Raw genomic sequence first — 23946 nt, forward strand, 5'->3', positions numbered from 1 at the left:
ATCATCTTAATAAAAAAGGAGTTATCTGACGTGAAAAAAATCGATTTAAGTGTTAAAATACTGATCGGGTTAGTACTGGGAATTTCAATCGGTTACCTGTTTCCCGACTTCGGTATCAAGTTGAAGCCCTTGGGCGATGCATTCCTGCGCATGATTAAAATGATTGTTGTACCGCTGATTTTCAGTACCCTCGTCATGGGAATCGCCGGTACCGGCGATTTTAAAAAACTGGGACGCCTTGGCGGCAAAGCCATTATCTGGTTTGAATTTGCAACAACGATTGCCCTGGCCATCGGTCTTATCATCATGAATTTAGCGGAACCCGGTGTCGGCGTCACCGTTTCAACAGCTTCCGGCGGCGCTGCCGCTGCTGCGCAAAAAGCCAGCCAGCACAGCATTGACCTTGTCCAGTATGCCGTCAACATTGTACCGACAAATATCATTGACGCCGCCGCACGGCAAGATATGCTGGAAATTATTTTCTTCGCCTGCTTCTTCGGCGTAGCCGTCGCGCACATCGGCGAAAAAGGAAAAGGTATCGTGACGGCCTGCCAAAGTGTAGCTGAAGCGATGTTCAAAGTCACTCACTATGTCATGTACTTTGCTCCTATCGGCATTTTTGCCATGATTTCATATACCGTAGCCAGCTATGGTATCGCCATGCTGATCCCGCTGGGCAAACTGATCATTTCCGTTGCTTTCGCCACAGCTCTTTTTATCGCTCTTATCGCCACCATTGCCAGTATCTTCACAAAGATTAACTTCTTTACGCTCATCCTAGCCATAAAGGATATCCTCTTCCTCGCCTTTTCGACGGCCAGCAGCGAAGCCGCTCTGCCGATCGCTATGGAACGCCTGGAAAAACTCGGCGTCCCCCGATCAACAGTCACCTTTGTCATGCCGACAGGTTATTCCTTCAACCTCGACGGTTCGACGCTGTACAGTTCTGCCGGCATTCTCTTCATCGCTCAGTTTTACGGCATTGATATGCCTATTGCACAACAACTGCTGGTCATGGTAACATTGATGCTTTCCACAAAAGGGATTGCCGGCGTCCCCGGCGCGGGCATCATCGTCGTAGCAGCCACGGCTGCCGCTTTTAACTTGCCGACAGAAGGCGTTGCCATTTTGCTCGGCATTGATCGTGTTCTCGATATGATCCGCACCGTTTGCAACGTCTGCGGCAACTGCATGGCCACCGTTCTCGTTTCCTGCTGGGAAAAGGAATTGGACAAAGCGCGATTTACAACCCTGTATAAAGCTTTCATGGAAAACCGCTGAAGCCGAAACAGCATATTACGAAAATTCACAAAACATCTCCGACCATTTCCTGATGCGAACAGTCGGAGATGTTTTTCTGCATTGCCCAGGACATATCCCGTACTGCTTCTCATCTTCGCAGGTAACCTTACTCGCCGCGATTGCAGCCGACGTCAAGCTCACGGCAGGTAAAAAAACAACGCATTGCAGCCGCTTTTCCTGTCACACCTTCCCGTCCCCCGGCAGCCAGAAAACAAAAGCGTTTTCCAACGCTCCGGTACAAAAAAAGAATCCCTTACGGATTCTTTTTGCACCGAATAAACGTTATCAAGCCCTATCAAAGCCCCAAAAAAGCGATGACAACAGTAAGTGAGAAAAGAAAGAAAACGGTCGTTACTGTCACGGCAGCCGTGGCAAAAGGCGTATCACCATGAAATTCATTGGAAAGAATCGGCAAAACCGCCATGACCGGCAAAGCAGACATAATCATGTACGTATTGAACTGCATTCTTCCTAAAGAACCGATAAGGGATTCGCCAAAAAATAGAACAAAATACATGATCAAGGGAGCCGCCACAAGACGACCGATAACGGCTGCTGCCAAATCACCGTCAAATCTGATACTCTTCAGCCCGGACTCCGCCAAAATAATGCCGATGTACAATAAGGACAACGGTGTCACCATGGCCGCCAGAAGGCTCAACGTCTTCTCACAGAGCGGCGGCAACGCAATGCCGGCGGCAATCCATATACTGCCGCAAATAAGTCCCAACAACGGCGGGGAAAGAAAGTTTTTGACGCGCAGCCGCCGTTTGTTCGCGTAACGGTCCTGTTCCATCTGATCTTGCAATAAAAAGCACTCACCCAAAATCCAAGTGGATATATTATTCCAGATAAAAAAAACGAGAAAATACAACACGGACTGATCGCCAAGCAATGCTGTACAGACCGGCATGCCGACAAAAACGACGTTCGGATTGGCGAAAATATTAAGCAGAACACCTCGCCGCCCTCTGCGTACGGACGCAAGACGGCACCAGAGGTACGCCGCCGCAAACCAAATAGTGATCGCCAGCGCCACGAGAATAAAACCGGTAAATAGCCCTTGAAAAATATCAAATCTCAAATATCGGTAAATAGCCAAAAACACGGCTGCAGGCAAAGCAACCTGCATAAGCAGTTTAGAAATGCCGCTGCCTACGCCGTCTCCAACAATGTCTTGCCGTCGCAAGACAAAGCCGATCACAATAAGAATAAGAAGCGGCATAATGTTTTCAACCGAAATCAACACTCCCATAAAAAAGGTTCCCCCTTGCCATCTGGCTCCACTTCCGGTTGGCGTAATAAAAACTGCAGTCGATCAATACTTTACGCTCCGAGCCAATAAACCGGTTTCTTGCCGATTTTAATTTATAAAAGGACTGACTTCCCTCCTCGGGAAATCAGTCCTTAAAATAGTGCGCCTAGCAGGATTCGAACCTGCGCACCCGGTTCCGGAGTTTTAAATCATGGTTTTTGTTGCTTTTTCTAAGTTTACTAATTTACCACAAAGAGCCATAAATAAGCGTTTTGTCTGAATTTCTGCTTTGATAAACTTGGCCTATTATTGCTAAATTTATAGAGTTAATAAAGTTATTGGGCTCAAAATTGGGCTCAATAACTTTTTTCTTTATCAGCCATCTTATAGATACCATTTTTGATAAATTTTTCCTATTTGTCTATTCAACAAGAAACTTAAAAAAGGACCAGATTTGTAAATCTGGTCTTTTTTATCAATACTTACTATGACGCCTTCTTCCCGGCCTTTAGCATCGCTACTTTTGTGTGTGGCTTTGACGATGAGGTCTGTTTGTTGCCCGAGCAGTGTGCGTCCCTGTATGTTTATATGTTTCCTCTTAATTATTGTTTTAACAATTCAATAATTTCATCCTGGGCCTGTCTGCCCTCCCTAAAAAATCTCGCCAAGGGATAGCAGTGGCACATTCCTTTGCCTACAATGATTTCGTACGGTGCTTTGTATTTTTCCATTGCTTTTTTAAATTCCTCCGCAAAGGCATAGAGGCATTCATTTTCGCCGTAATAAAAATATGTTTTCGGAAAGTCGGTAAAATCTCCCACAGTTCCGTCAAGCATATATTCAGGCAGATCTTTATCGCCTTTTGTAATTTCCCTTGCCGTTTTAAAATATGTAGGTTCAATTATTATGTCTTTGTGATTAAGTGCATTTACTCTTTCCCAAATCTCTTTATTTTCTTTTAGATTTACATCGGGTATGCCGCCCGGTGATACTGAAATTATTTTGCCGGGCATTTTAACAGGTCTTCCAATTGCATTGTTGTGCAAAAATATTCCAAGAGCCAGGGCAGCTCCTGATGAAAATCCCAGGACACTTATGTTTTCCGCCTTATAACTTTCTGTCATCAGCCTATAGGTTTCAAATGAAACTTCGTATGTCTTATCTATCTTTACATCTTCCGAGCAAAGTGGATAGAATAAAAACCAAACATCTTTGCCGGTTTGTTCCATTATTCTTTCCGACAAAGCAAAATCCAATTTGTCCGGTTGTGTAATCATTCCTCCACCGAAGAGATATAGCACCGCTCCGTCTGTAGGGCCCTCATTCTTTTGATAGGATATAAGCCTGTATCCCATAACGTCTCTTACAATGAGATAGTAATTTTTTCTCTCGGCTCTTTTCCTCGCCTTATCTAAATCAAATACCGCCTTTGAGTTTTTTCCCTTTGCATACTCAAGCATCTCTTCTTTGTTCTTTAAAAACACTTTTTTGACACCGGCAAGTCTTACTATTGTCGATGCAATTTTATATGCAACGCTCATTTCACACCTCCGATTGATACTCAATTAATCACAATCCCAAAATTAAAATCTATACGTGATCCTTATAACTTTGGTTCATTCTCTATCGCCTGAAATAAAATAAAGAATGCTACGGATCATTTTCTGGATGGCCTCCGCCAGTATTTTTTCTTACTTACTATATATGGAGCAAGAAAGGTAAGGGAGAACATCTCATTGTATGCCATCGGGTTATCATTGCTTATATCATCTGCTTCTTCTATTAATTTTCTAGAGTTTTTTACGGTAACTATATAGATTTTTATTTTCTCCCAATGAGCAAAGTTGAACCTGCAAGGCATAAAAACATAGCTTCTCTATGTCCGACAAACATTCCATTGGTCGTGTCAATTAGTTTTATATCTTCGTATCCTTCAACTTTCAATTTTTCGATAAATTTTTCTATGTTTCCATAATTTGATTTCTTTATCAAGTCATGTATAACGAAAGTGCCTCCTTTTTTAAGAACGCGAAAAGTTTCTAATAGAAGCTTCTGCTTATTATGTCCAATTATATTGTGATAAACATAGTTGCTAGTCACTACATCGAAGCTCTCATCTTCAAATGGAAGCTTGACCGCATTGCCATTTTCAAAGCTCACATTTGTTACTCCCTCAGCCCTCGCATTGTCCTGGCAGAGCTTCTTTGAAAATTCACCCTTGTATCCCCCGCTCCATATGTCACAACCCACCATGGTCGCTTTTGGATTTCTTTTTGCACAAGCTATGGTAAGTGCACCGCTGCCACATCCTACATCAAGTCCAACTCCACCATCCGGTATCTCAACATACTCTGCGACACCTTCTATAATAGTTTTGGCGAGTTTTCTCTTACCCTTGTAATCAAAAGTTCGATACATGTGAGAAAGCATGATTGAAAAGAATAAAAGTATCAAGACTGCAAGTCCCAAAATAATTCCCCAGATAGTCCTTTGCCTTCCTTGAAGAATGAGGTCACTTGCACCAAATAAGATGAATAAAATAAGACATACAATACTTTCAGCAATCTTAGCCTTCAACAATCTTTTAGGAACCCAGTTTTTGTAGTCAGCTTTTGTCTTGTTATCAATAAAATTTGATTGTTTCATAAAAATTTCTCCTGTAAATAATAATTTTAATCTTTTGCCTTATAAGCTTATAAATTCACATTAGTATAGTTTATCAATAAAGATAAGTAGTAAATAACATATATTAAGTTAAACCAGCCTCCACGAATTATCATATGCAGGCCCTTTGGCAACCTATCAGCAAGAGGAGTGAGAATTAAAAGAAATATAGGTGTAAATAGGGCTTGCCATCTTGGAAATACTGTAAATCCAAATAAAATTACCAAAGTTAATGCAATGTTTGCTAAAGCCGCAATTCCAAAAACTATTTTTGCTTGAAATTTTAAAAATTTAAAAAATTCATCAAAAGCTCCTTTGTTTTCGTGCCTTGATAAAAGACCTAAGTAGGCACATTGAATATGATAAGAACCTCCCAGTATCATGCCAAAAATATTTATTAAAAATATAAACCATCCAAGATTTAAATACTTTTCGTCTATGCTCAAAACAATATGAAAAAAACCAATACTATATATAAAGGCACATATTGGACCTAAGAGACCACCAAGATATAATCTTTTTATGCTAAGATTTTTCATTATGCCAGTAATATTGTTTATAGTATCCTTGCGATCATAATCATTAGGATCATAATATAAAATCATGTCTCCCAAAAACATCAAGAAAGATCCAAAAAGACCTATCAATATAGTCTTGTATAAAGTCATAAGTGAACACCTTCTTTCATCGCGTGATATCAGTTATCAATTTCATTATAGTATATAGCGTTGATTCCTTTCAATTATATGATTTACTGCGTTAAACTAAATAAAAAATAAAGGCAGTCCAAAGACTGCCAATTTTTATCATATTGGAATAATCTATACCACTTTCAGGTTCTTCGAAATAGACAAATGGAGAGTCCCTATACATAACAGATGCTATTGCAAGTCTTTGCTTCTGTCCTCCTAATAAATAAATTCTTCTGCCATTTTTGTCTTTACTATTAAATTCTTGTAAACCTTTGATTTTTGTAAAAGCTCTTCATGGTTACCTTGGCTTTCTACTCTTCCGTTTTCAAGAACTACTATCTTATCCGCATTTTCTATGGACTTCATTCTGTGTGAAATAATGACAACTGTCTTATCTTTAATTAAATTACTTAATGACTCTTGAATTTTTTTCTCGTTGTCAACATCAAGGCTTGCTGCTATCTCATCTAAGATCAATATCGGTGCATCTTTTAAGAAGGCTCTGGCTATAGATAACCTTTGTCTTTCTCCGCCTGATAGCTCAGCACCGTTTTCACCGATAACTGTATCAAAACCTTTATCCATTTTTTCTATAAAATCTGTGCAATTGGCAAGCTCTGCTGCTTTTATAACTTCTTCGTCACTTGCATCTTGCTTTCCAATCCTAATATTTTCCATGACGCTTTGATTAAAAAGAACCACATCTTGGAAAACTATTGAGACCTTATCAAAAAGAGATTCTGTTGATATTTCTTTTATATCTTTGCCATCAATTAAGATTTGTCCATCGTCATAATCATAAAGTCTTGATATGAGTTTCAAGATAGTTGTTTTACCGCATCCACTTGCTCCCACTAAAGCAGTTACCTCTCCTTGCTTAGCTTTAAAATTTATTCCATTTAAAACTTTTGCGTCTTTATTGTAAGAAAATTCAACATCTTTTAGATCAATATCAAATTTTTTCAAATTATAGTCTTCGCCCTCTTGTAATTCTTGATTTTGAATTTCTTTAAGTCTTTCAATCTTTGGCGTTAAATAAAATATCTCCATCATGCCCTCTTTAGATGCATCTAGAGAGTCTTTTATCTTCATAGCCGCCAGTAAATATCCTATAAGGTAGAGAGGGCTTATCTCTTTATTAATAATTAGATTTACCCCAACAAGTATTACGACAGCAAGGGAAATAAAGCTAAATATTGAAGATATAGACATAGTTAAAATAAGTCCTATTTCTGTCTTTAAGTGGACTTTTTCGCTTTTGTCCATTTTTTCATATAGCTTTTCTTTCATTTCCTCTGACAAGCCATAGGCTTTAATCTCCATTTGCATCTCGATATTTTCTTGAAAGCTTTCAGAGTTTTCTCTTAAGGCGTCATAATATCTTTTCTCTCCCTTAACTGAATGTTTTTTAGATAAAGGTATAAATATAAAACTTAGAATCGTTGGAATAATTACAGCTAAACCCATCTTGACATTGCCCACTAGCATCATGATGGATATAAGCGGGAAGAATAGTGCCATGCCGCCCACTTTGGGTATCGAGTGGCTCATTGCATGCTCTATGCCTTCAATATCAGCCATAATTGTTTGTGAGAGATCGGAAATATCATGCTTAGAAAAGTATGATAGAGGTAGTTTTGATAAATTCTCTGCTGTTCTTACCCTTAAATCTGCACTTTCTTGATATGTTGTGCTATATAATTTATCGTATTCGATAGAAAGCAAAATATACATTGCTATCAAAGTCAAAACCGAGAATGCTAGATAAAATCCCTTGCTTTTGTCAATATTCTCCAAAACTTCTTGCGCAAAAATCATTAGTAATATGGCAGGAAGCATGGTTATACAATAAACCAAAAATGAGGACAGTGTTGCTTTAGTTAAATTCTTCGCTCCTTTATCTGTAAGAGCAAATCTTTTTTTATAAAACTCCTTCATTTAAAACTCTCCATTCATTCGCACTGTTAAAGAGCTCTTGCAGTCTCTTATACCTTGTATCTCTTGACATTAATTCTTTGTCAGAACCTCTTTCTATAATTTTTCCATTATCCATTACAAGAATTTCATCTACATCTTTAATTGTAGAAAGTCTATGAGCAATCATGATAACTGTTTTATCCTTCATAAGGTTCTTGAAAGCTTTTTGTAGTTCAAACTCGTTATCTGGGTCAATAGATGCTGATGCTTCATCCATAATAATAATTTTGGAATCCTTCAAAATTGCTCTTGCAATTGCAATTCTTTGTTTTTCTCCCCCGGATAAATAAACTCCTTTTGAGCCTATGATTGTATTTTCTCTATCCGAGAATTTGTCCAATATCAAATCGCATCCTGCTAATTTTAAGGCTTTCATAACATCATCTCTTGTTGCATCTTTATTGGCCAAAGCTACATTGTCATAAATGCTCTTCTTAAACAACTTTGAATCTTGAAAAACAAATGAAATAGCTTTGATTAATGCCTCGTCGGAATATTCACTTATCGGAATGCCGCCTATCTTTATACTTCCTGCATTGACATTGTAAAAACCTGATATAAGTTTTGCTATTGTTGATTTACCTGATCCGGAGGAACCGACCAGTGCATAGGACTTTCCTTCTTTCAATTTAAAGGATAAGTTTTCAATGACGGCTTTATCATTATAAGCAAAGCTTACATTGTCAAACTCTATATTATAGTTTTTGAAATTTTTAAGATTGCCGTGCTCCAATTTGTCTTTTTGCATATCCTCGTATAGTGCCTCTAAAGTATCTACTGCATAATTGCCTTGAGAGATGTACAAGGAGTACCACATCATTCTCATAAATGAAACAAAGAGAACTCCTGATAAAAATAAAATCATGATAAGCTCAAGTAAAATCACCTTGGCGCTGCCTAAGCTAGCCATAAAATAAACTATAGGAACAATTAAAATTGCAATTAGACCAAAAAATAACCATTGATACAAAACATAAGGCTTTTTACAAGACAGGGAATAATTATAAGCATACTTTGAATAATCTTTTATCGCCTTATAAAAGCTTTTAAATGACTCTACATTTGCTCTAAATATTTTTACAACTTGCATTCCTCTAACGTATTCAACGGTCTCGGCACTTAGTTTAGATAGAGCTTCCTGGTATATCTTCATAAATTTTTGCTCGCCCATCATTGCCCCTAAAATTAAGCAGCCAATTATTGTAAGAGCAAGTAAAGTGATGCCAACCCTTATACTTACTATAAAGCCAAGTACAAGCACAAGCACGGGTGTAATTATTGCCTGAGAGCTATCAGGAATCATATGAGCTACAACCTGATGTGTTTGTGCGGCATTATCATCTATGATCTTTCTAATTTTCCCAGAAGGATTTAAATCAAAGAACCTAAAGCTTGCGTTCTCTAAACCATCAATTCCTCTTTTTCTTAAATTTGTTTCAAGCCTAAATCCCAATAAATGGGAAAAAGCTCCTGAAGCAAAATAAAATATTGCTCCTGCTGTTAATATAAGAGCAGATTTTATTGCTAAATTTTCTGCTCCAGATAAATCTGTATGGATAATTAAATTGTCTAAAAATCTGTAAATTAAATAGTATCCATATACTGTAATTACTGCAGATATAACAGAAAAAATTATAGCGAAAAATCCAAGATATTTTTTGTCTTGTACATAAGCAAATAGCTTTTTATAAATCTTCATAATATTATCTCCCTTTTCTTTGATATCCCGTTTAGATATAAATTTGCTTTGTTGATAGTAATTATCATTGCCTTTCTATTGTACATCGGGTATGATTACTAATACAATGGCTTGTCGAATTTAGGGCTAATTGGAATATTGTCTAAAGGGGATAGTGTGTTATGACTTATTATGATTTTGTAAAAGATTATATGAAGGTAGATGAATGTAAAAACAATAGAAAATATTCAAGTGCCGGGCATACATTTTGTTGGAGCAAAAATAATTCAACTCATGCAGAAGGGCTTTATTGGTTTTATGAAGGAGATGGCTTCATTATTGATGTCCACGATTTTTATATCAGAGAAGAAGTTATTCAAAATAGTACTTATAGTATGTCAGACTATGTTTCAATCTATTCAAGCTACATCGTCAGCGCAAATGGCGAGAAATTTAGTCCTTATCAAACTTTGACTGCAAACTCTTTATGCACTCTTGATTTTGATAATATAAGAGATGACTTCCTGTTTTTATTACACGAGAATTCATATTATCTTTCTGTTTCTATAGGCTTTAAAAGAGAACTTTTGGACAAGCACCTATCATCCATTAATATTGATCCAGAATCATTTTATAGGGCTTTACTTCAAACAAATCAAATAATACTTACAAAGTCTTTAGAAAAAGTGGCTATGGAAATTTTAAATTGCAAGATGGAAGCTCCTGCCGCTGATTTTTTCTTTAAAGCAAAGGCTAATGAGTGGATAAGTATAGTGATTGATACATACTTAAATAGAAAAAAATATAAAATTGAGTCTGATGATAATAAAGCACTTGAAGATGTAGCAAGATTCTTAGATGATCATTTCGCAATTAATATAAATCAGGAGACTCTTGAAAAAATTTCTAAGATGAGCGGGACTAAATTAAAAAATTTGTTCAAAGAAAAATATGGTCAAAGCATTACAGAATACACCCAAAGAAAAAGAATGAATGTAGCTGAAACTCTTCTCTTAAATACCGAACTACCTATAAAGGAAATAGCAGAGTCTGTTGGATACACATCCCATAGTAAATTTTCCATTTATTACAAAAGATATAAGGGAAAACTTCCTAGTGAAGTCCGTAATCTAGCTTGCGAACATCTCAATTTAAAATGCGATTGCTGTAATTAAGATAAATTTTTTTATACGCCTTTATCTTTTATGAGTTTATATATATTTGTATAGGTGTGTATAAATTTGATAAAAAATTAACAAAAAAAATAAAGACAGTCCGAGACTGCCGATATTTATCTTTCTATACCTTTGCTATGATCTTTCTTATTTGACTTAGCTTTATCATCCGTCTTAAAGCTTTCTATTTGCCCTAATATGGACTTTTTATCCTTGTCTTGACTCTTTTACCTGTTCTTTTGCTTTTAAGAGCTTAGAAGACAAAAAGAGATATTATATTAAAACAATATTTCTCCGGTACTGGGACTGGGACGGGACTAAAAATTTGAAAACGTCCTATAATTAGGTGGATTTAGTGATATTAGAAAAAATAGAATATGGTATTTTGAATGGTTTGAGATATATCGGACGTTTGGAAAAGAAAGGAGGGAATAATATATAGTGTTTTTCAAAGAATTTGAAATAAATTGGGCTGATTTAGTAAATGAAAAATACAAAGAGAATGAAATAGATAAAAAAAATAGATCATCGCCGGCTGGATGAAATTAAAAAAGAAAAAGACGGACAATTAATCGACGCAAACTATTATGACCGCAAACCGCGTAAAAGATTGGGTAGAAAAATTATGCAAAGTCCAGCAATAGTTTTTTATCTTTGATAGGTTGTAAAATTAAATGGAGCTCAATAACAGACCTAGAAAGTGTCTAAATTATCAAACTCCATTTAAATTATTTTTACATGAGCTTAGTTTAATTTAAGTGTCGCAATTTTATTTGCAATTCATCTTATCTATAGATAAGATCAACATCATCTTAAATCTTGTAATTGCAGTTACATTATGAATTACATTTGCCGGAAATACTATTTGTTCTCCGGATTCAATCTCGATTTCTTTATCTCCTACAAGAAGCTTTGCCTTGCCCTCAAGTGCTAGGACAAGAGCATCCCCAGGAGCCTTATGTGGTTTTAAACCCTCTCCTGCATCAAAGGCCATTAGAACAAGCCTAACCCCTTCTTTTGCTACAAGGTCAATATTTGCTATTCCTCCGTCTACATAATCTAAATAGTCAACCAGTTTGATTTTCTTTCCTTTTTCAATATTTTTCATTTCTTCCTCCTTTAAGTTAATTGCGATTTCTAAAAATATACTTTTTTCCCTTGCCCCTATGTCAAAAAGTTTGTCTTTTTCAAAAAGAATTAGGTCCTTGCCTGTAAGTTTTTCATTATTAAATTTAAGGTCTCCCTTTAAGACAAGATATATTCTTTCTTCAGCATAAAATTCAGGGGAAATGCTGGTGTCTTGGCCAAGACTCATAAGTAAGATGTGAAGATCAGATAAGTCTACCAGTTTCTTGCTTATGGTTTGATGGTCTTTTATGGGTATGACCTCTTCTAGTGTCAATATTTTTCCCTTGCCAATATTTTTCATTTTAATCTCCTATAGTGTAAGATGTTTATAGCTCATATTAACCTCCGTGTTTGTTTTTGTCGTGATTAACATTTTACACGAAGTTAGTATGAGTTTTTTATATTTTATTTGTGTCGCATTTAATTTTACAACCTATCACTTGCTAAAACTATATAGGAAATTTTTGTGTTTTTAGACCTCTCTAACATTTTTGTAAATCTGTCCCTATTTTCTTCTGAATAAGCTTTTTTATAAAAATTTGCAGCTCCAACTGGTCCCTCATCTTTTATAATTGTGTCCCTGTCTAAGAGCATCATCCTGCCAGTTCTTTGTGAAAAAGGTCTAAAGGAATTATCTATAAACAGTTTGTTCCAATTTTCTACGGTTAGAGGATACACGTCCATGTTTGTAAATCTTGAAAGTTGCCTTCTTATATCTTCACTTTCATTTTCCACTGCCACATCATGAGTTAATAAATAGCCGCCTTTTTTTAAAACCCTGTGATAATTTTTAAGAGCTTTTGCTTTTTCTTCATTTGGAAGCATGGTAAGCATTGCCTCATTAATTATTAAATCAAATGTTTCATCCTCAAAATCTATCTTTAAGGCATCCATATTCATAACTTCAATTTCTTTATCTAAGCCCAAAAGCTTTATATTCTCTAAGGCTTGGTCTATGACAACTTGGTCATTATCTATGCCTATTATTTTGCATTTATATTTAGTATAAACTCTTATTAGGTTATCTCCTCTATTGCAAGCAACTTCCAAAACTTGCATATCTTTATCAATCTGTACCTGATCAAGTAACCAATCGGTCATAAGACCTCCACCTGGTCTGAGTCTTGTTCGTCCAAGCATCTTTAAAAAATCATGTCCAAATGTAATTTTGTTTTGTTTCATATATTTTCTCCTCCTTAATAATGATAATCATTATATATATAATTATAACATAGGTAATTTTTATTGCAGTTGCTAAAGCAACAAGAAGAGAATGAAATAGATAAAAAAAATAGATCATCGCCGGCGGGATGAAATTAAAAAAGAAAAAGACGGACAATTAATCGATGTAAACTATTATGACCGCAAACCGCGCAAACGATTAGGTAGAAAAATTATGCAAAGTCCATCAATAGTTTTTTATCTTTAAATAAAAAAGATCGGAATATAATGTTCCGATCTTTTTACCGTTCCAATCCTTTGCTTGTATTTTTTACGATTTGTAAATTCGCATTTAATTTTACAACTTATCTCTTCTTTCGAGGAAGCCAAAAGAGAGAAGTTAATCGGAATGAAGGAGCATCCGTCGGTCCAGCCCAGTGTCATCATGCGGAAGCCTTTTTTGAACTTCATGCTGACATGGTCGAATACTTTGGACGCCAGTTCGGTGTGTTTATAGCCAATCCTCTCGTAGAGGGAATCATCGACAACAAAGCAGTCAGCCCTGTCCGTGGAAGTCAGCCCGCGCAAATGTTCATTAACGATCTTCTCAGAGAGCAGTGTAGTGAAGCGAAGCCAGTTGGAATGGGAACCGCGAAGGAAACGGTAATACGCATTCTTGGAAAAATCCTCTTTGAAGCTTCCCGTTTTCTTCTGCATGTACATGCTCCTGTCGCGGAAAACATTGCAGAGGATGTAGGTGAACAGCTTCATAAAGGGAATATCTTTTTCCTTCTTGCAGTTGCATTTATTCAGGAGGGAGCCGACTTTTAAATCACGGATAAATCGTGAAATCGAGTTGGAAATTTCCTGTTTGTTGCCGGCTTCAGATGGTATAATAGACATGGCGCAAGTCCTCCGAGGTGTGATTGGTTTTTCGTCAAATCTATTATACCAAGGTATGGGGCTTACGCCTTTTTTTATTGGCTAAACTATTGAGTTTTCAAGGTTCGCGGACATTTCCCGTGTGGGAAGTTTCAGTGTTTTACTATTTTCATGTCCCGCCAATGTCATGGATTCCGCTGTTGTGGAGAATATCCTCCACTCTGCCAACGCTGTCCTGCCTATAAAAGAGTGCATATTCATAGGCGATAAGGGCTATGACGCGAAAGCGGTCTACAATTTGGTAAAGGATGTTTACGGGGGAGAAGCCGTTATCCCTCTGAATAAGCGGAGAATGAAAGACCCCAAAAAGCTGTCCGTGGACAATCCCATCTGTGGCGCAGGCCTTGCGATGCACAAGGACGGAAAAACAACCGACCATGGCCGAACCCGACAGAAATTCTGCTGCCCTTTCCGACAATCCAAAACCGGCGTCTGCCCTTGTAACCACAAAAATTGGAATAATGGGAAGAAGAACCGAAGTAGTGCTTGACCACAAAATGTAAACTGTCAACATCGGAATTATGTCTTGCCGTACAAAGCCTTTTCCTTGTCCATTTTCAATAAATGTAGCAAGCGTGGTATTGATTTCCGTTCCTAATAGCAAAAAATGATTAGAGCAGTTTGAAACTCAATCATCTATTTTTCATAGAGAACACTGGCCGTCCTCATAACATTATTCTACTTTCATCATACGGTAGCCCACACCAATATGTGTTTGGATATATTGTGGAGACTCCTCTGTTGGCTCAAGTTTTTTTCGTAATGTCGCCATAAATACCCGCAGCGAAGCTACATCGTTATCCCAACTGCGGCCCCAGATATTCTGCGTGATAAAGGTATGGGTCAGTACCTTGCCAACATTCTTTGACAGCAAGCACAACAGCTTATATTCAATGGGTGTCAGGTGAAGTTCGTTTTTATCCAGATAAGCGCCTCCTGCGGCATAATCCACTTTCAACTTACCATTAACAAATACAGAACTGGCGGTGAACATCTCTGCCGTCATCAGAGAGAGTCTTCGCTGCGTCACCCGAAGTCGTGCCAGCAGTTCTTCTACCGAAAAGGGCTTTGTCAAATAATCGTCCGCTCCTGCATCCAGTGCCTTGATTTTATCGTTATCCTCGCTTCGGGCACTAATTACAATAATTGGAACATTGGACCAAGAGCGAATTGTTTGAATGACTTGAACGCCATCCATATCCGGTAAGCCCAAATCCAGTAAGATGATTTCAGGATTGTGCGATGTAGCTGCTATAATTGCTGCTGAGCCATTAGCTGCCACCATATAACGATAATCATTTGTTTTTAAAGTGGTCGTAATGAGATTTCGTACAGAAGGGTCATCCTCAACCACTAATATCAAAGGTTTATTCATTAAGTTCTACCTCCCCTGCAGGTAATGTAAATTTAAAAACAGTGCCATTTGGCTGACTGTCTGATACGGAAATCGTTCCGCCGTGGGCGGTCACAATGGACTTACAAAGGGCCAGCCCCAATCCAAGGCTTCTGCAGCTGTCGACCACTTTATTGGTACCACTGTAAAACATATCAAAAATACGGGGTTTTTGCTCATCAGGAATCCCAGGGCCGTTGTCAGAAACGGAAACCGTGACCCATTGCTCTTTTTGATCGGTGTCTATTTCAATTACTGAACCGACAGGGGTATATTTGATGGCGTTGTCAACCAAATTGATAATCACCTGAACGATCAACTTCGCATCAATGCGGGCAAGGATAAAGTCTTTACCGCTGGTCACGCGAATGGTGTGTTCTTTACTCTTCCTGTTGATGTGCTTCAGTGCTTCAGAAACAACCTCATCCATAAGTTCGATACTCCGAGTTAGATTGACCGGTCCGCCCTCAATCCGTGTGACTGCCAACAAATTTTCAACCAGATTGATTAGCCACATGGAATCGTCATAAATATCAGTAAAGGTCTGCTCCCGCAGTGCATCGTCCATCTTTTTATAATTTGCAAGCAAATTGTCTGCACTGCCGGAAATTGCTGTCAAAGGTGTCCGAAGATCATGGGAGATTGCCCTCAGCAGGTTGGCACGAAGTTGTTCATTTTGTGCCAGGACAGCCGCTTCCTCCTTGTCCTTGGTATTTTTGATGTTTTCCAGTGCCAATGCACACTCGCCAAGAATGGAAAGAAGCACACTGTTTTCAAAAGAGTCCAGCGGAGTACCGTTCTCAGCAATACCAGCTACCCCATATACATGCTGGTTAACCCGAATCGCAAGGTATAGACACTTTGCACTGGATAATGTATCGGTCGTTGCTCCTGCGTGTTTGTTATTTCGGAAGACCCAATCGGCGACTGCTTTCTCATTCTCAGAAATTAAACTCTCTTGAGAACTATTAACAGTACGAAAAACGTTTGGGGTGGCAAGTCCTTTACCATCAGACAGGTAGACGACGATATCTTTTTTCAACAGCTTCATGAGTTGCCCTGCCGTAACGGTGATTACCGCTTTATCCTCCTGTTCTTTTTGCAAAAGCTGGCTGGTTTCAAAGAGAATCTTTGTGCGGTAAGCTGTATGGGCAGATTGCTTTGCATTTTCCTTCAGCCGGCTAGCAAGAGAACTTGAAAGCAGCGTTACCATAAACATAATGGCAAAGGTAACAAAATAGTTAGGATCGTTAAAATCAAATGTCAGTCTCGGAGTAGTAAAGAAAAAATTAAAGGCCAACACGCTGACAACCGAAGTCAGAATCCCGCACAGTCGGTTGGTTGTGATAACGGCGGTCACAAGTACACCCAATATGTAGACCGCGACAATATTGCTTTCCGTGAATCCAAGGGCGTCAAAACCACAACCAATCAATGTAGCTGCTAGCAATACGAGTATACTTTTCAGAACATCCCGCAGGGATATTGTTTCTACCTGTGCCCTTTTCTTTTTTTTCTGATAACCGGAACCTATGCTAGCGTCTGGGATCACATGAATATCTAAATTCGGTGCACTGAAAATCAGACGCTCCGTCAAGGTGGGTTTGCTGAAAATCTTTTTTCGTGCAATGGTACTTCGTCCAATTACGATTTTAGAAGTGCCGGAAAGACGGGCAAATTCCGCAATTTGATAAGGCACGTCATCGCCATAACTTGTCTCAATCGTAGCACCAAGTTGTTGTGCCAGCCGTTTATTGTACTGCAACCGTTTTTTATCCTCGTCGTTCATCGTTGCTGTGTTAGGTGTTTCCACATAAAGGGCGGTAAATGTTCCTCGGAAGGCTCTTGCCATTCTGGCAGCAGTCCGAATGATTTTTGCGTTGGATGGCGACGAGGAAAGACAAGCCAGAATGCGCTCGTCTGTATGGTAATCGCCTCGGCTCTGTACTCTGGCGCTTTCCGTCAGCAGATTTACCCGGTCAGCACACCGACGGAGGGCAATCTCACGCAATGCAGTCAGGTTTTCAAGTGTGAAGAAATTAACAGTAGCCCGCTGTGCCTGATCTTCCCGGTACACATTTCCACTTGCCAGTCGTTCCAGCAACTCCGCAGGCTCAATATCCACTAGTTCCACCTGGTCTGCCTGATCGAAAGTAGAATCCGGAATGCGCTCCCGTACCAATATTCCGGTGATTGATGCCACAGTATCGTTGAGACTTTCAATATGCTGGACATTCACAGTTGTATACACGTCAATGCCGGCGCTTAGCAGTTCCTGGACATCCTGATACCGCTTTGTATGGCGGCTGCCTTCTGCATTGGTGTGGGCATACTCATCCACCAGGATGAGCTGAGGTTTCCTCTTTAATGCGGCGTCAATATCAAATTCACGAAGCATCATTCCCTCATAGGCAACTTGCTTCACCGGGAGCTGCTCCAGGCCGTCCAAAAGTGCCGCTGTCTGAGGTCGGGCATGGGGTTCTATGTATCCAGCAACCACATCAATGCCGCGCTCCTTAGCTTGGTGAGCCGCCTGAAGCATGGCATAGGTCTTTCCGACACCCGCTGCATAACCGAAAAAGATTTTGAGTTTTCCACTTTCCTTAGTGGCTGTATCGTTACGGATCGCACGAAGAAGCTGATCCGGATCTTGTCTTGGTAGTTCCATTTTACCCCTTCTATCTGTCACTCAAGTAAAGACGATTCTTTTCCAGAATACCGTCCAGCATCAGATTGACTTCCAGCACATTGACAGTCTCTTCACCAAAGATACCAAAGAATCGTCCGTCGGTGCAGTTTTGGATAATCTCACGCACTTCATTTTCGGTCATATCATTTGCTTTTGCAATGCGGGTTACCTGATACTCCGCTGCTGCCGGGGAAATATGGGGATCAAGCCCACTGCCGGAACAGGTGACAAGATCCACCGGAACAGCTGTTTCATCCATTTCAGGATTTGCATTGCGGAGCTTTTCTACACGCTCTGCCACAAGCTGTGCATATTCCTGACTTGCCGGAGAGATGTTGGAGGGAGCGGCGTACATCAGTGCCTTTCCGTTTTCATCCGTATAGGTTGAAACATCAATATTTATAATGCGCCCCCACATATGGGCCTCATCTGTATATTGCTGCCCAAGTAATTCACAGCCATATTTTTTCCCGTTTACTTCAATGATACTTCCGTTGGCATTGTCCGGAAAAATTAGCTGAGCAATTACTGTGACAACACCCGTATAGACTACGCCGCACAGCAGCGTAAAGATTAAAAAAATCATACCTGCCTTTGGTAGTACACTTTTCATTGATTTCATAATATATACCCCCTTAGCCGAAGATGGTGAGAAAAATTTTCTGAAGTAATTCAGGTTCCCATATGGCGAAACGCAGTGTAATCGCACATAGGACGGCTAAGGTCATTCCAAGAATTCCTTCAAAATACGAGATTGTTTTCTTTGTTATCGCATTCATATTTTACACCCTCCTTATACCAGACCAGTAAGCACAAGCAGAACATCAATCAGCTTCACAAAGATAAAGGGAGCTGCCAGACCGCCCAGACCATAAATCAGCAGGTTCCGTGACAGCAGCTTTCCGGCGGAAACTTCACGGTATTTCACACCTTTCAGCGCCAATGGAATGAGCGCAATAATGATGAGTGCATTATAAATAATCGCAGAGAGAACAGCACTTTGCGGGGAATGCAGCCCCATAATATTCAGAGCAGACAGGCCTGGATAAAGTCCCATAAACAGCGCTGGAATAATGGCAAAGTATTTTGCCACATCGTTGGCAATAGAGAATGTAGTCAGGCTGCCTCGTGTCATCAAAAGCTGTTTGCCGATGCGCACAATGTCGATAAGCTTTGTGGGCGAAGAATCCAAATCCACCATGTTACCTGCTTCTTTTGCTGCCTGTGTGCCGCTGTTCATGGCAACTGCAACGTCTGCTTGTGCCAAAGCCGGGGCGTCGTTGGTGCCGTCGCCTGTCATGGCAACCAAATGACCCTTTGCCTGAAAATCGCGAATCATTGCCAGTTTTCCTTCCGGTGTTGCTTCCGCAAGGAAGTCATCCACACCGGCCTCGGCAGCAATGGCCGCAGCAGTAATTGGATTGTCGCCGGTGATCATAATGGTCTTGATGCCCATTTTTCGTAGATCTGCAAATTTCTCCTTCACGCCCTGCTTAATAATATCCTTCAGATAGATGACGCCGAGAATCTTGTGGTTCTTAGCTACAACCAGAGGTGTGCCGCCCTTGGACGCAATAGACTTGACAACTCGATCACAGTCCGGAGAATGCATACCGCCTGCATGGGTTACATAACTTTGCATGGCGTCTGCTGCGCCTTTTCGGATTTCGTTGCCGTCAAAGTCGACGCCGCTCATACGGGTCACGGCAGTAAATGGGACAAAGTGCATATCCTTGTCCTGAAGGCTTCTGCCACGAATTCCAAACTCCTTCTTTGCCAGCACAACAACGCTTCTGCCCTCAGGGGTTTCATCTGCCAGAGAAGAAAGCTGAGCCGCGTCCGCCAGTTCCTGAATATCTACACCATCCACCGGAATGAACTCCGATGCCTGTCGATTACCCAGAGTGATTGTTCCGGTTTTATCAAGCATCAGAATGTCTACATCACCAGCGGCTTCAATGGCACGTCCACTCATGGCCAGAACATTTGCCTGGTTCAGTCGAGACATACCGGCAATACCAATGGCGGAAAGCAAGGCACCAATGGTAGTAGGCGCAAGGCACACCAACAGCGCTATCAGAGTTGGTACAGAGGTGGGATTCTCAATTCCCGCCAGCTTTGCAGAAAAAATGGAGTACGTATAGAGGGAGACTGTCACCAAAATGAAGATGATGGACAAGGCTACCAGAAAAATCTGCAAAGCAATTTCGTTGGGCGTCTTTTTCCGGGCAGCACCTTCTACCATCGCAATCATCTTGTCCAGAAAGCTTTCTCCGGCTTCATTGGTCACTCTGACAACAATCCAGTCCGACAGCACAGTGGTGCCGCCAGTGACGGCACTGCGGTCGCCGCCTGCCTCACGAATTACAGGAGCGGATTCGCCAGTGATAGCGCTTTCATCCACAGATGCCGCACCTTCCACGACTTCGCCGTCTGCCGGAATCTGCTCTCCTGCTTTGACAATCACCAGTTCCCCCTTTTTCAGCAGGGCGGATGGAACCACGGTCACACTGTCTTTCTGCGATACAGAGTGAATTTTATGTGCGTCCACATCCTTACGGGATGCCCGTAGAGAATCTGCCTGTGCTTTGCCTCGGCCTTCTGCAATGGCCTCGGCAAAGTTGGCAAATAGCACGGTAAACCAAAGGATAACGGCAATCGCCAGTGTATATCCGCTTGGAGCGTCTTTTAACCCAAACAGGGACACCAGCCAAAGGATGCTGGTCAAAATCGCAGACACAAAAACCAGAAACATGACCGGGTTTTTTGCCTGTGTTTTCGGACTTAATTTTACAAAAGAATCTTTAACTGCCCTGCCGAGCATTTTCCGGTTGGCAAAAGCACTTTTCTGTTTTGTACTCATATCTGTAAACCTCCTTTACGCAATGCTGCCAAAGAACTCAGCAAGTGGTCCAAGGGCAAGTGCCGGGAAGAAGCTCAGTGCACCGATCAGAAATACCACAACAATCAGCAGGAAAACAAACATTCCATTTGTGGTAGACAAGGTACCCGCAGTCGTGGCGATTTTCTTTTTCCCGGCCAGGCTACCTGCGATTGCAAGTGTGCCGATGATGGGCAGGAACCGGACAAAGAGCATCACCAGTCCCAAGCTTACATTTAGAAATACGGTATTCGCATTGAAACCGGCAAAGGCCGAGCCGTTATTGCCGCCACAGGATGAGTAAGCGTACAGCATTTCAGAGAAACCGTGGGCGCCGCTGTTATTCAGGCTATCCATGACAGAGGGTACTACAGCGGCAAGGCCACTGCCGACCAGAATTGCAATGGGCGTTGCAAGGCAAACCAGTACCGACCATTTCATCTCATAAGGCTCAATTTTCTTGCCAAGGAATTCCGGAGTACGGCCTACCATCAGACCAGCAATAAACACCGCCAGAATGGCAAAGGCAAGCATACCGTAAAGGCCGCATCCCACGCCGCCGAAAATAACCTCACCAAGCTGCATCAGCAGCATAGTCACCATACCGCCAAGAGGCGTGTAGCTGTCATGCATGGAGTTTACAGAGCCGTTGGAGGCTGCTGTGGTGAAGGCTGCCCAGGTAGAGGATGCCGCAATGCCGAAGCGGGTCTCCTTGCCTTCCATATTGCCGCCAGCCTGTTCTATCATAGAGGTATTGACTGTACCATTTTGTGCAAGCTGAGATGTACCGACCTGCTCACTGACAGCGATGCAACCCAAGGCAACAACCAGACAGAGGAACATTGCCATAAAGATTGCGATACCTTGCTTCTTGTTCTTTACCGCAGAGCCGAATGTGAAGCAGAGTGCCGCCGGAATTAGAAGAAGGGAAATCATTTCAATCAGATTGGTAAAGGCATTGGGGTTTTCCAAAGGATGTGCAGAGTTGACGCCCATGTAGCCGCCGCCGTTGGTGCCGGTCTGCTTGATTGCGACCTGACTGGCTGCAGGACCCATTGGTACGAACTGCTCGGTGACGATCTGTGCATCCGAAAAGATTTCGCCATCTACAGTGACGGTTGCGGTGTCTAAGTCAATTACTGCATCCTTAAGGATTTCACCTTCTGCACTGACAGCAATCGGTTCTACAAGAGATACGGTTTCTGAAATTTTCAGATTCTGGATTACACCGCCGCCTACCAGCAACAGAGAAATGACCAGATTCAGTGGGAGCAGGATGTGAACCACAATGCGGGTCAAGTCCACCCAAAAGCTCCCTAACCCGGTGGATTTCACCTTGATAAAGCCACGGATCAAAGCAAACAGAACGGCGATACCTGTGGCTGCGGAAACAAAGTTCTGAACAGTCAGACCTAAAGCCTGAGTGAGATAACTCAATGTAGATTCACCGGAATATGCCTGCCAGTTTGTATTGGTAATGAAACTTGCAGAAGTATTAAATGCCAAATCCCATTTCACACCGGAAAGATGCTGCGGGTTTCCGGGAAGAACGCCCTGTAAAAGTTGGAGCAGGAACAGAAAAACAAGTCCAACACCGGAAAAAACCAATACGCTTACCGCATATTTTTTCCATGTCATCTGTTCTGCTTTATCTACACGCATAATCCTGTAAACAAGGTTTTCACACGGTGTCAGAATTTTGGACAAAAAAGTTTTCTCGCCATTCATAACTTTGCTTATGTATGCGCCCAACGGAATTGCCAAAACAATCAGAATGGCAAGGTATAAAACATACTGAATTATGGTGCTCATGCCTGCTCATCTCCCTTCATTAAAATATAGACATACCACAGCAGCATTGCTGCCGCACATACACCTATGAGTGCAATTAGTATTTGCATAAGATTCATCCTCCTTTTTTGATACTCCAAGTATATTATAAAGCCTTTCATCTAAAAGTGGCATTAGTCATCTTTTGTGGATATAAAGATAAAATAAAGATTATAACCAACCTAAAATATATGTCATCGGAAAGGCGATAACGATTGTACTGATACAGACACACGCCAAAACCAGTAATGGCATTCCAACAAAGATGGAGATGAAGCCAAGTAGCGGATGATGCCAAATAAAGCGTTCCGCTTTTGCGTCAAATCTCTGTTCAAATCTTCTCGCTGCATTTATAATGCTCATAACTGTTCACCTCATTTCTTTCTTGCAAAGTCATAATACCACTAAAAGTATTAAGAGGGAAAAAGTGTCCTGCAATCGAAGCTAAGATTGTATAAGTTTTTACAACTTATCATCTTTAAATAAAAAAGATCGGAATATAATGTTCCGATCTTTTTACCGTTCAATCCTTTACTTGTGTTTTTTACGATTTGTAAATTCGTATTTATATTTTAATGTGTTATAAATTCTTTTTCTAAATATTTTTCCAATATATTTAAGTCTTTATACTCCATAGTGGTTTTTAGATGTTAAAAACTTATCATTTTAACATCTAAAAAATTTAGGAGGACATTATGATAAAAAACTGATAGGATTCTTAACGGTATTATGTATGGCCTTCTTTATTGCCGGATGCAGTAGTACTCCAGATGTGTCGGGAACGTACACTGCTTATAACAAAAACATAAATGGCGTTAGCTCGATTATTGTTTTAGAAAAGAAAAATAATGATAATTTATATGAATGCTCCGGTTTTTATGTTGATGAAAACAACAGAAAGTATAAAAAAAGTTCCACGCACTGGGTATCTAAATTTAACCCGGATATAAAGCAAATGGTTGCTGACCCAAACAACAATCCGCTAAATCATCGGCCCCTGTTTTTTAATGAAGATTTATCTAGTGTAGGATTCGATAAAATGCATACAAGCACTTTTAAAAAAGTTTCTAAATCCGAAGCACAAAAGTATGATAAGTTTGTAGAAGAATAAAACCATGCATTTTAAAAGGACGGATGCCCCGTCCTTTTTTGTTTGCTTAAATATCTTAACAGTCTAGA

At 40.3% G+C, this 23946-nt stretch carries 19 protein-coding genes and 1 pseudogene; 4 read left to right on the top strand and 16 right to left on the bottom strand.

Features of this window, described 5'->3' with window-relative positions; all coding sequences use genetic code 11:
- The first annotated feature begins 30 nt into the window (after positions 1–30).
- Positions 31–1281: a dicarboxylate/amino acid:cation symporter gene (locus HMPREF1250_RS02440; protein WP_023052997.1), complete on the top strand. Its 1251-nt coding sequence runs from the start codon at positions 31–33 to the stop codon at positions 1279–1281.
- Positions 1282–1597: 316 nt separating this feature from the next.
- On the opposite strand, the gene HMPREF1250_RS02445 is transcribed toward HMPREF1250_RS02440, so the two are convergent.
- From HMPREF1250_RS02445 to HMPREF1250_RS02470, 6 genes are all read right to left on the bottom strand, one after another.
- Positions 1598–2557: an AEC family transporter gene (locus HMPREF1250_RS02445; protein ID WP_023052990.1), complete on the bottom strand. Its 960-nt coding sequence runs from the start codon at positions 2555–2557 to the stop codon at positions 1598–1600.
- A gap of 602 nt (positions 2558–3159) precedes the next feature.
- Positions 3160–4098, bottom strand: a complete 939-nt coding sequence (locus tag HMPREF1250_RS02450) for an alpha/beta hydrolase (RefSeq protein WP_023053118.1) — start codon at positions 4096–4098, stop codon at positions 3160–3162.
- A 280-nt stretch (positions 4099–4378) separates the two neighbouring features.
- Positions 4379–5203 (bottom strand): class I SAM-dependent methyltransferase, encoded by an 825-nt coding sequence (locus HMPREF1250_RS02455; protein WP_023053044.1) that lies wholly within the window; start codon positions 5201–5203, stop codon positions 4379–4381.
- A gap of 47 nt (positions 5204–5250) precedes the next feature.
- Positions 5251–5889 (bottom strand): DUF6796 family protein, encoded by a 639-nt coding sequence (locus HMPREF1250_RS02460; RefSeq protein WP_036242378.1) that lies wholly within the window; start codon positions 5887–5889, stop codon positions 5251–5253.
- 240 nt (positions 5890–6129) lie between these two features.
- Positions 6130–7851 (bottom strand): ABC transporter ATP-binding protein, encoded by a 1722-nt coding sequence (locus HMPREF1250_RS02465; protein ID WP_023053058.1) that lies wholly within the window; start codon positions 7849–7851, stop codon positions 6130–6132.
- The gene (locus HMPREF1250_RS02470; RefSeq protein WP_023053026.1) at positions 7835–9589 is read right to left on the bottom strand and encodes an ABC transporter ATP-binding protein; all 1755 of its coding nucleotides are present in this window, start codon (positions 9587–9589) and stop codon (positions 7835–7837) included. The genes HMPREF1250_RS02465 and HMPREF1250_RS02470 overlap by 17 nt, the downstream gene beginning before the upstream one ends.
- A 161-nt stretch (positions 9590–9750) precedes the next feature.
- On the opposite strand from HMPREF1250_RS02470, the gene HMPREF1250_RS02475 reads away from it, so the two are divergent.
- Positions 9751–10743 carry a helix-turn-helix domain-containing protein gene (locus HMPREF1250_RS02475; protein ID WP_023052984.1) on the top strand — a complete coding sequence of 331 codons (993 nt, stop codon included), beginning with the start codon at positions 9751–9753 and terminating at the stop codon, positions 10741–10743.
- A gap of 116 nt (positions 10744–10859) precedes the next feature.
- Here HMPREF1250_RS02475 and HMPREF1250_RS11725 read toward each other — a convergent pair.
- From HMPREF1250_RS11725 to HMPREF1250_RS02490, 4 genes and pseudogenes are all read right to left on the bottom strand, one after another.
- Positions 10860–11007: pseudogene (locus HMPREF1250_RS11725) on the bottom strand (DNA-binding protein); the annotation flags it as partial.
- A 505-nt stretch (positions 11008–11512) separates the two neighbouring features.
- Positions 11513–12172: a cupin domain-containing protein gene (locus tag HMPREF1250_RS02480; RefSeq protein WP_023052939.1), complete on the bottom strand. Its 660-nt coding sequence runs from the start codon at positions 12170–12172 to the stop codon at positions 11513–11515.
- Positions 12173–12297: 125 nt separating this feature from the next.
- Positions 12298–13053, bottom strand: a complete 756-nt coding sequence (locus HMPREF1250_RS02485; RefSeq protein WP_023053014.1) for a class I SAM-dependent methyltransferase — start codon at positions 13051–13053, stop codon at positions 12298–12300.
- Between the two features lie 243 nt (positions 13054–13296).
- Positions 13297–13935, bottom strand: coding sequence for a transposase (locus tag HMPREF1250_RS02490; RefSeq protein WP_023053071.1), 639 nt, complete (start codon positions 13933–13935; stop codon positions 13297–13299).
- A 166-nt stretch (positions 13936–14101) separates the two neighbouring features.
- On the opposite strand from HMPREF1250_RS02490, the gene HMPREF1250_RS12255 reads away from it, so the two are divergent.
- Positions 14102–14464: a hypothetical protein gene (locus HMPREF1250_RS12255; protein ID WP_419177270.1), complete on the top strand. Its 363-nt coding sequence runs from the start codon at positions 14102–14104 to the stop codon at positions 14462–14464.
- A gap of 183 nt (positions 14465–14647) precedes the next feature.
- Here the strand turns inward: HMPREF1250_RS12255 and HMPREF1250_RS02500 are convergent, their stop codons facing one another.
- The 6 genes from HMPREF1250_RS02500 to HMPREF1250_RS02525 all read right to left on the bottom strand — a co-directional run bounded on the left by HMPREF1250_RS02500 (position 14648) and on the right by HMPREF1250_RS02525 (position 23130).
- On the bottom strand, positions 14648–15349 hold the full coding sequence (locus HMPREF1250_RS02500; RefSeq protein ID WP_023053025.1) for a response regulator transcription factor: 702 nt from the start codon (positions 15347–15349) through the stop codon (positions 14648–14650).
- Complete coding sequence (locus HMPREF1250_RS02505) at positions 15342–18035, bottom strand: sensor histidine kinase (RefSeq protein ID WP_023053100.1); 2694 nt, start codon at positions 18033–18035, stop codon at positions 15342–15344. Before HMPREF1250_RS02505 ends, HMPREF1250_RS02500 begins: the two co-directional genes overlap by 8 nt.
- A gap of 10 nt (positions 18036–18045) precedes the next feature.
- Complete coding sequence (kdpC, locus tag HMPREF1250_RS02510) at positions 18046–18678, bottom strand: potassium-transporting ATPase subunit KdpC (RefSeq protein ID WP_023053016.1); 633 nt, start codon at positions 18676–18678, stop codon at positions 18046–18048.
- 171 nt (positions 18679–18849) lie between these two features.
- A complete protein-coding gene (gene kdpB / locus HMPREF1250_RS02515) occupies positions 18850–20919 on the bottom strand; it encodes a potassium-transporting ATPase subunit KdpB (RefSeq protein WP_023052973.1) in 2070 nt (689 codons plus the stop codon).
- Positions 20920–20934: 15 nt separating this feature from the next.
- Positions 20935–22749: a potassium-transporting ATPase subunit KdpA gene (gene kdpA / locus HMPREF1250_RS02520; RefSeq protein ID WP_023053007.1), complete on the bottom strand. Its 1815-nt coding sequence runs from the start codon at positions 22747–22749 to the stop codon at positions 20935–20937.
- A 189-nt stretch (positions 22750–22938) separates the two neighbouring features.
- A complete protein-coding gene (locus HMPREF1250_RS02525) occupies positions 22939–23130 on the bottom strand; it encodes a hypothetical protein (protein ID WP_036242383.1) in 192 nt (63 codons plus the stop codon).
- Positions 23131–23500: 370 nt separating this feature from the next.
- Between HMPREF1250_RS02525 and HMPREF1250_RS02530 the strand changes: the two genes are divergently transcribed.
- Positions 23501–23878: a hypothetical protein gene (locus HMPREF1250_RS02530; protein WP_036242386.1), complete on the top strand. Its 378-nt coding sequence runs from the start codon at positions 23501–23503 to the stop codon at positions 23876–23878.
- The last annotated feature ends 68 nt before the right edge of the window (positions 23879–23946 follow it).

Origin of the sequence: Megasphaera vaginalis (ex Srinivasan et al. 2021) (assembly GCF_000478965.1) — a bacterium.
In the GTDB taxonomy this organism is placed as follows: Bacteria; Bacillota; Negativicutes; order Veillonellales; family Megasphaeraceae; genus Megasphaera; species Megasphaera vaginalis.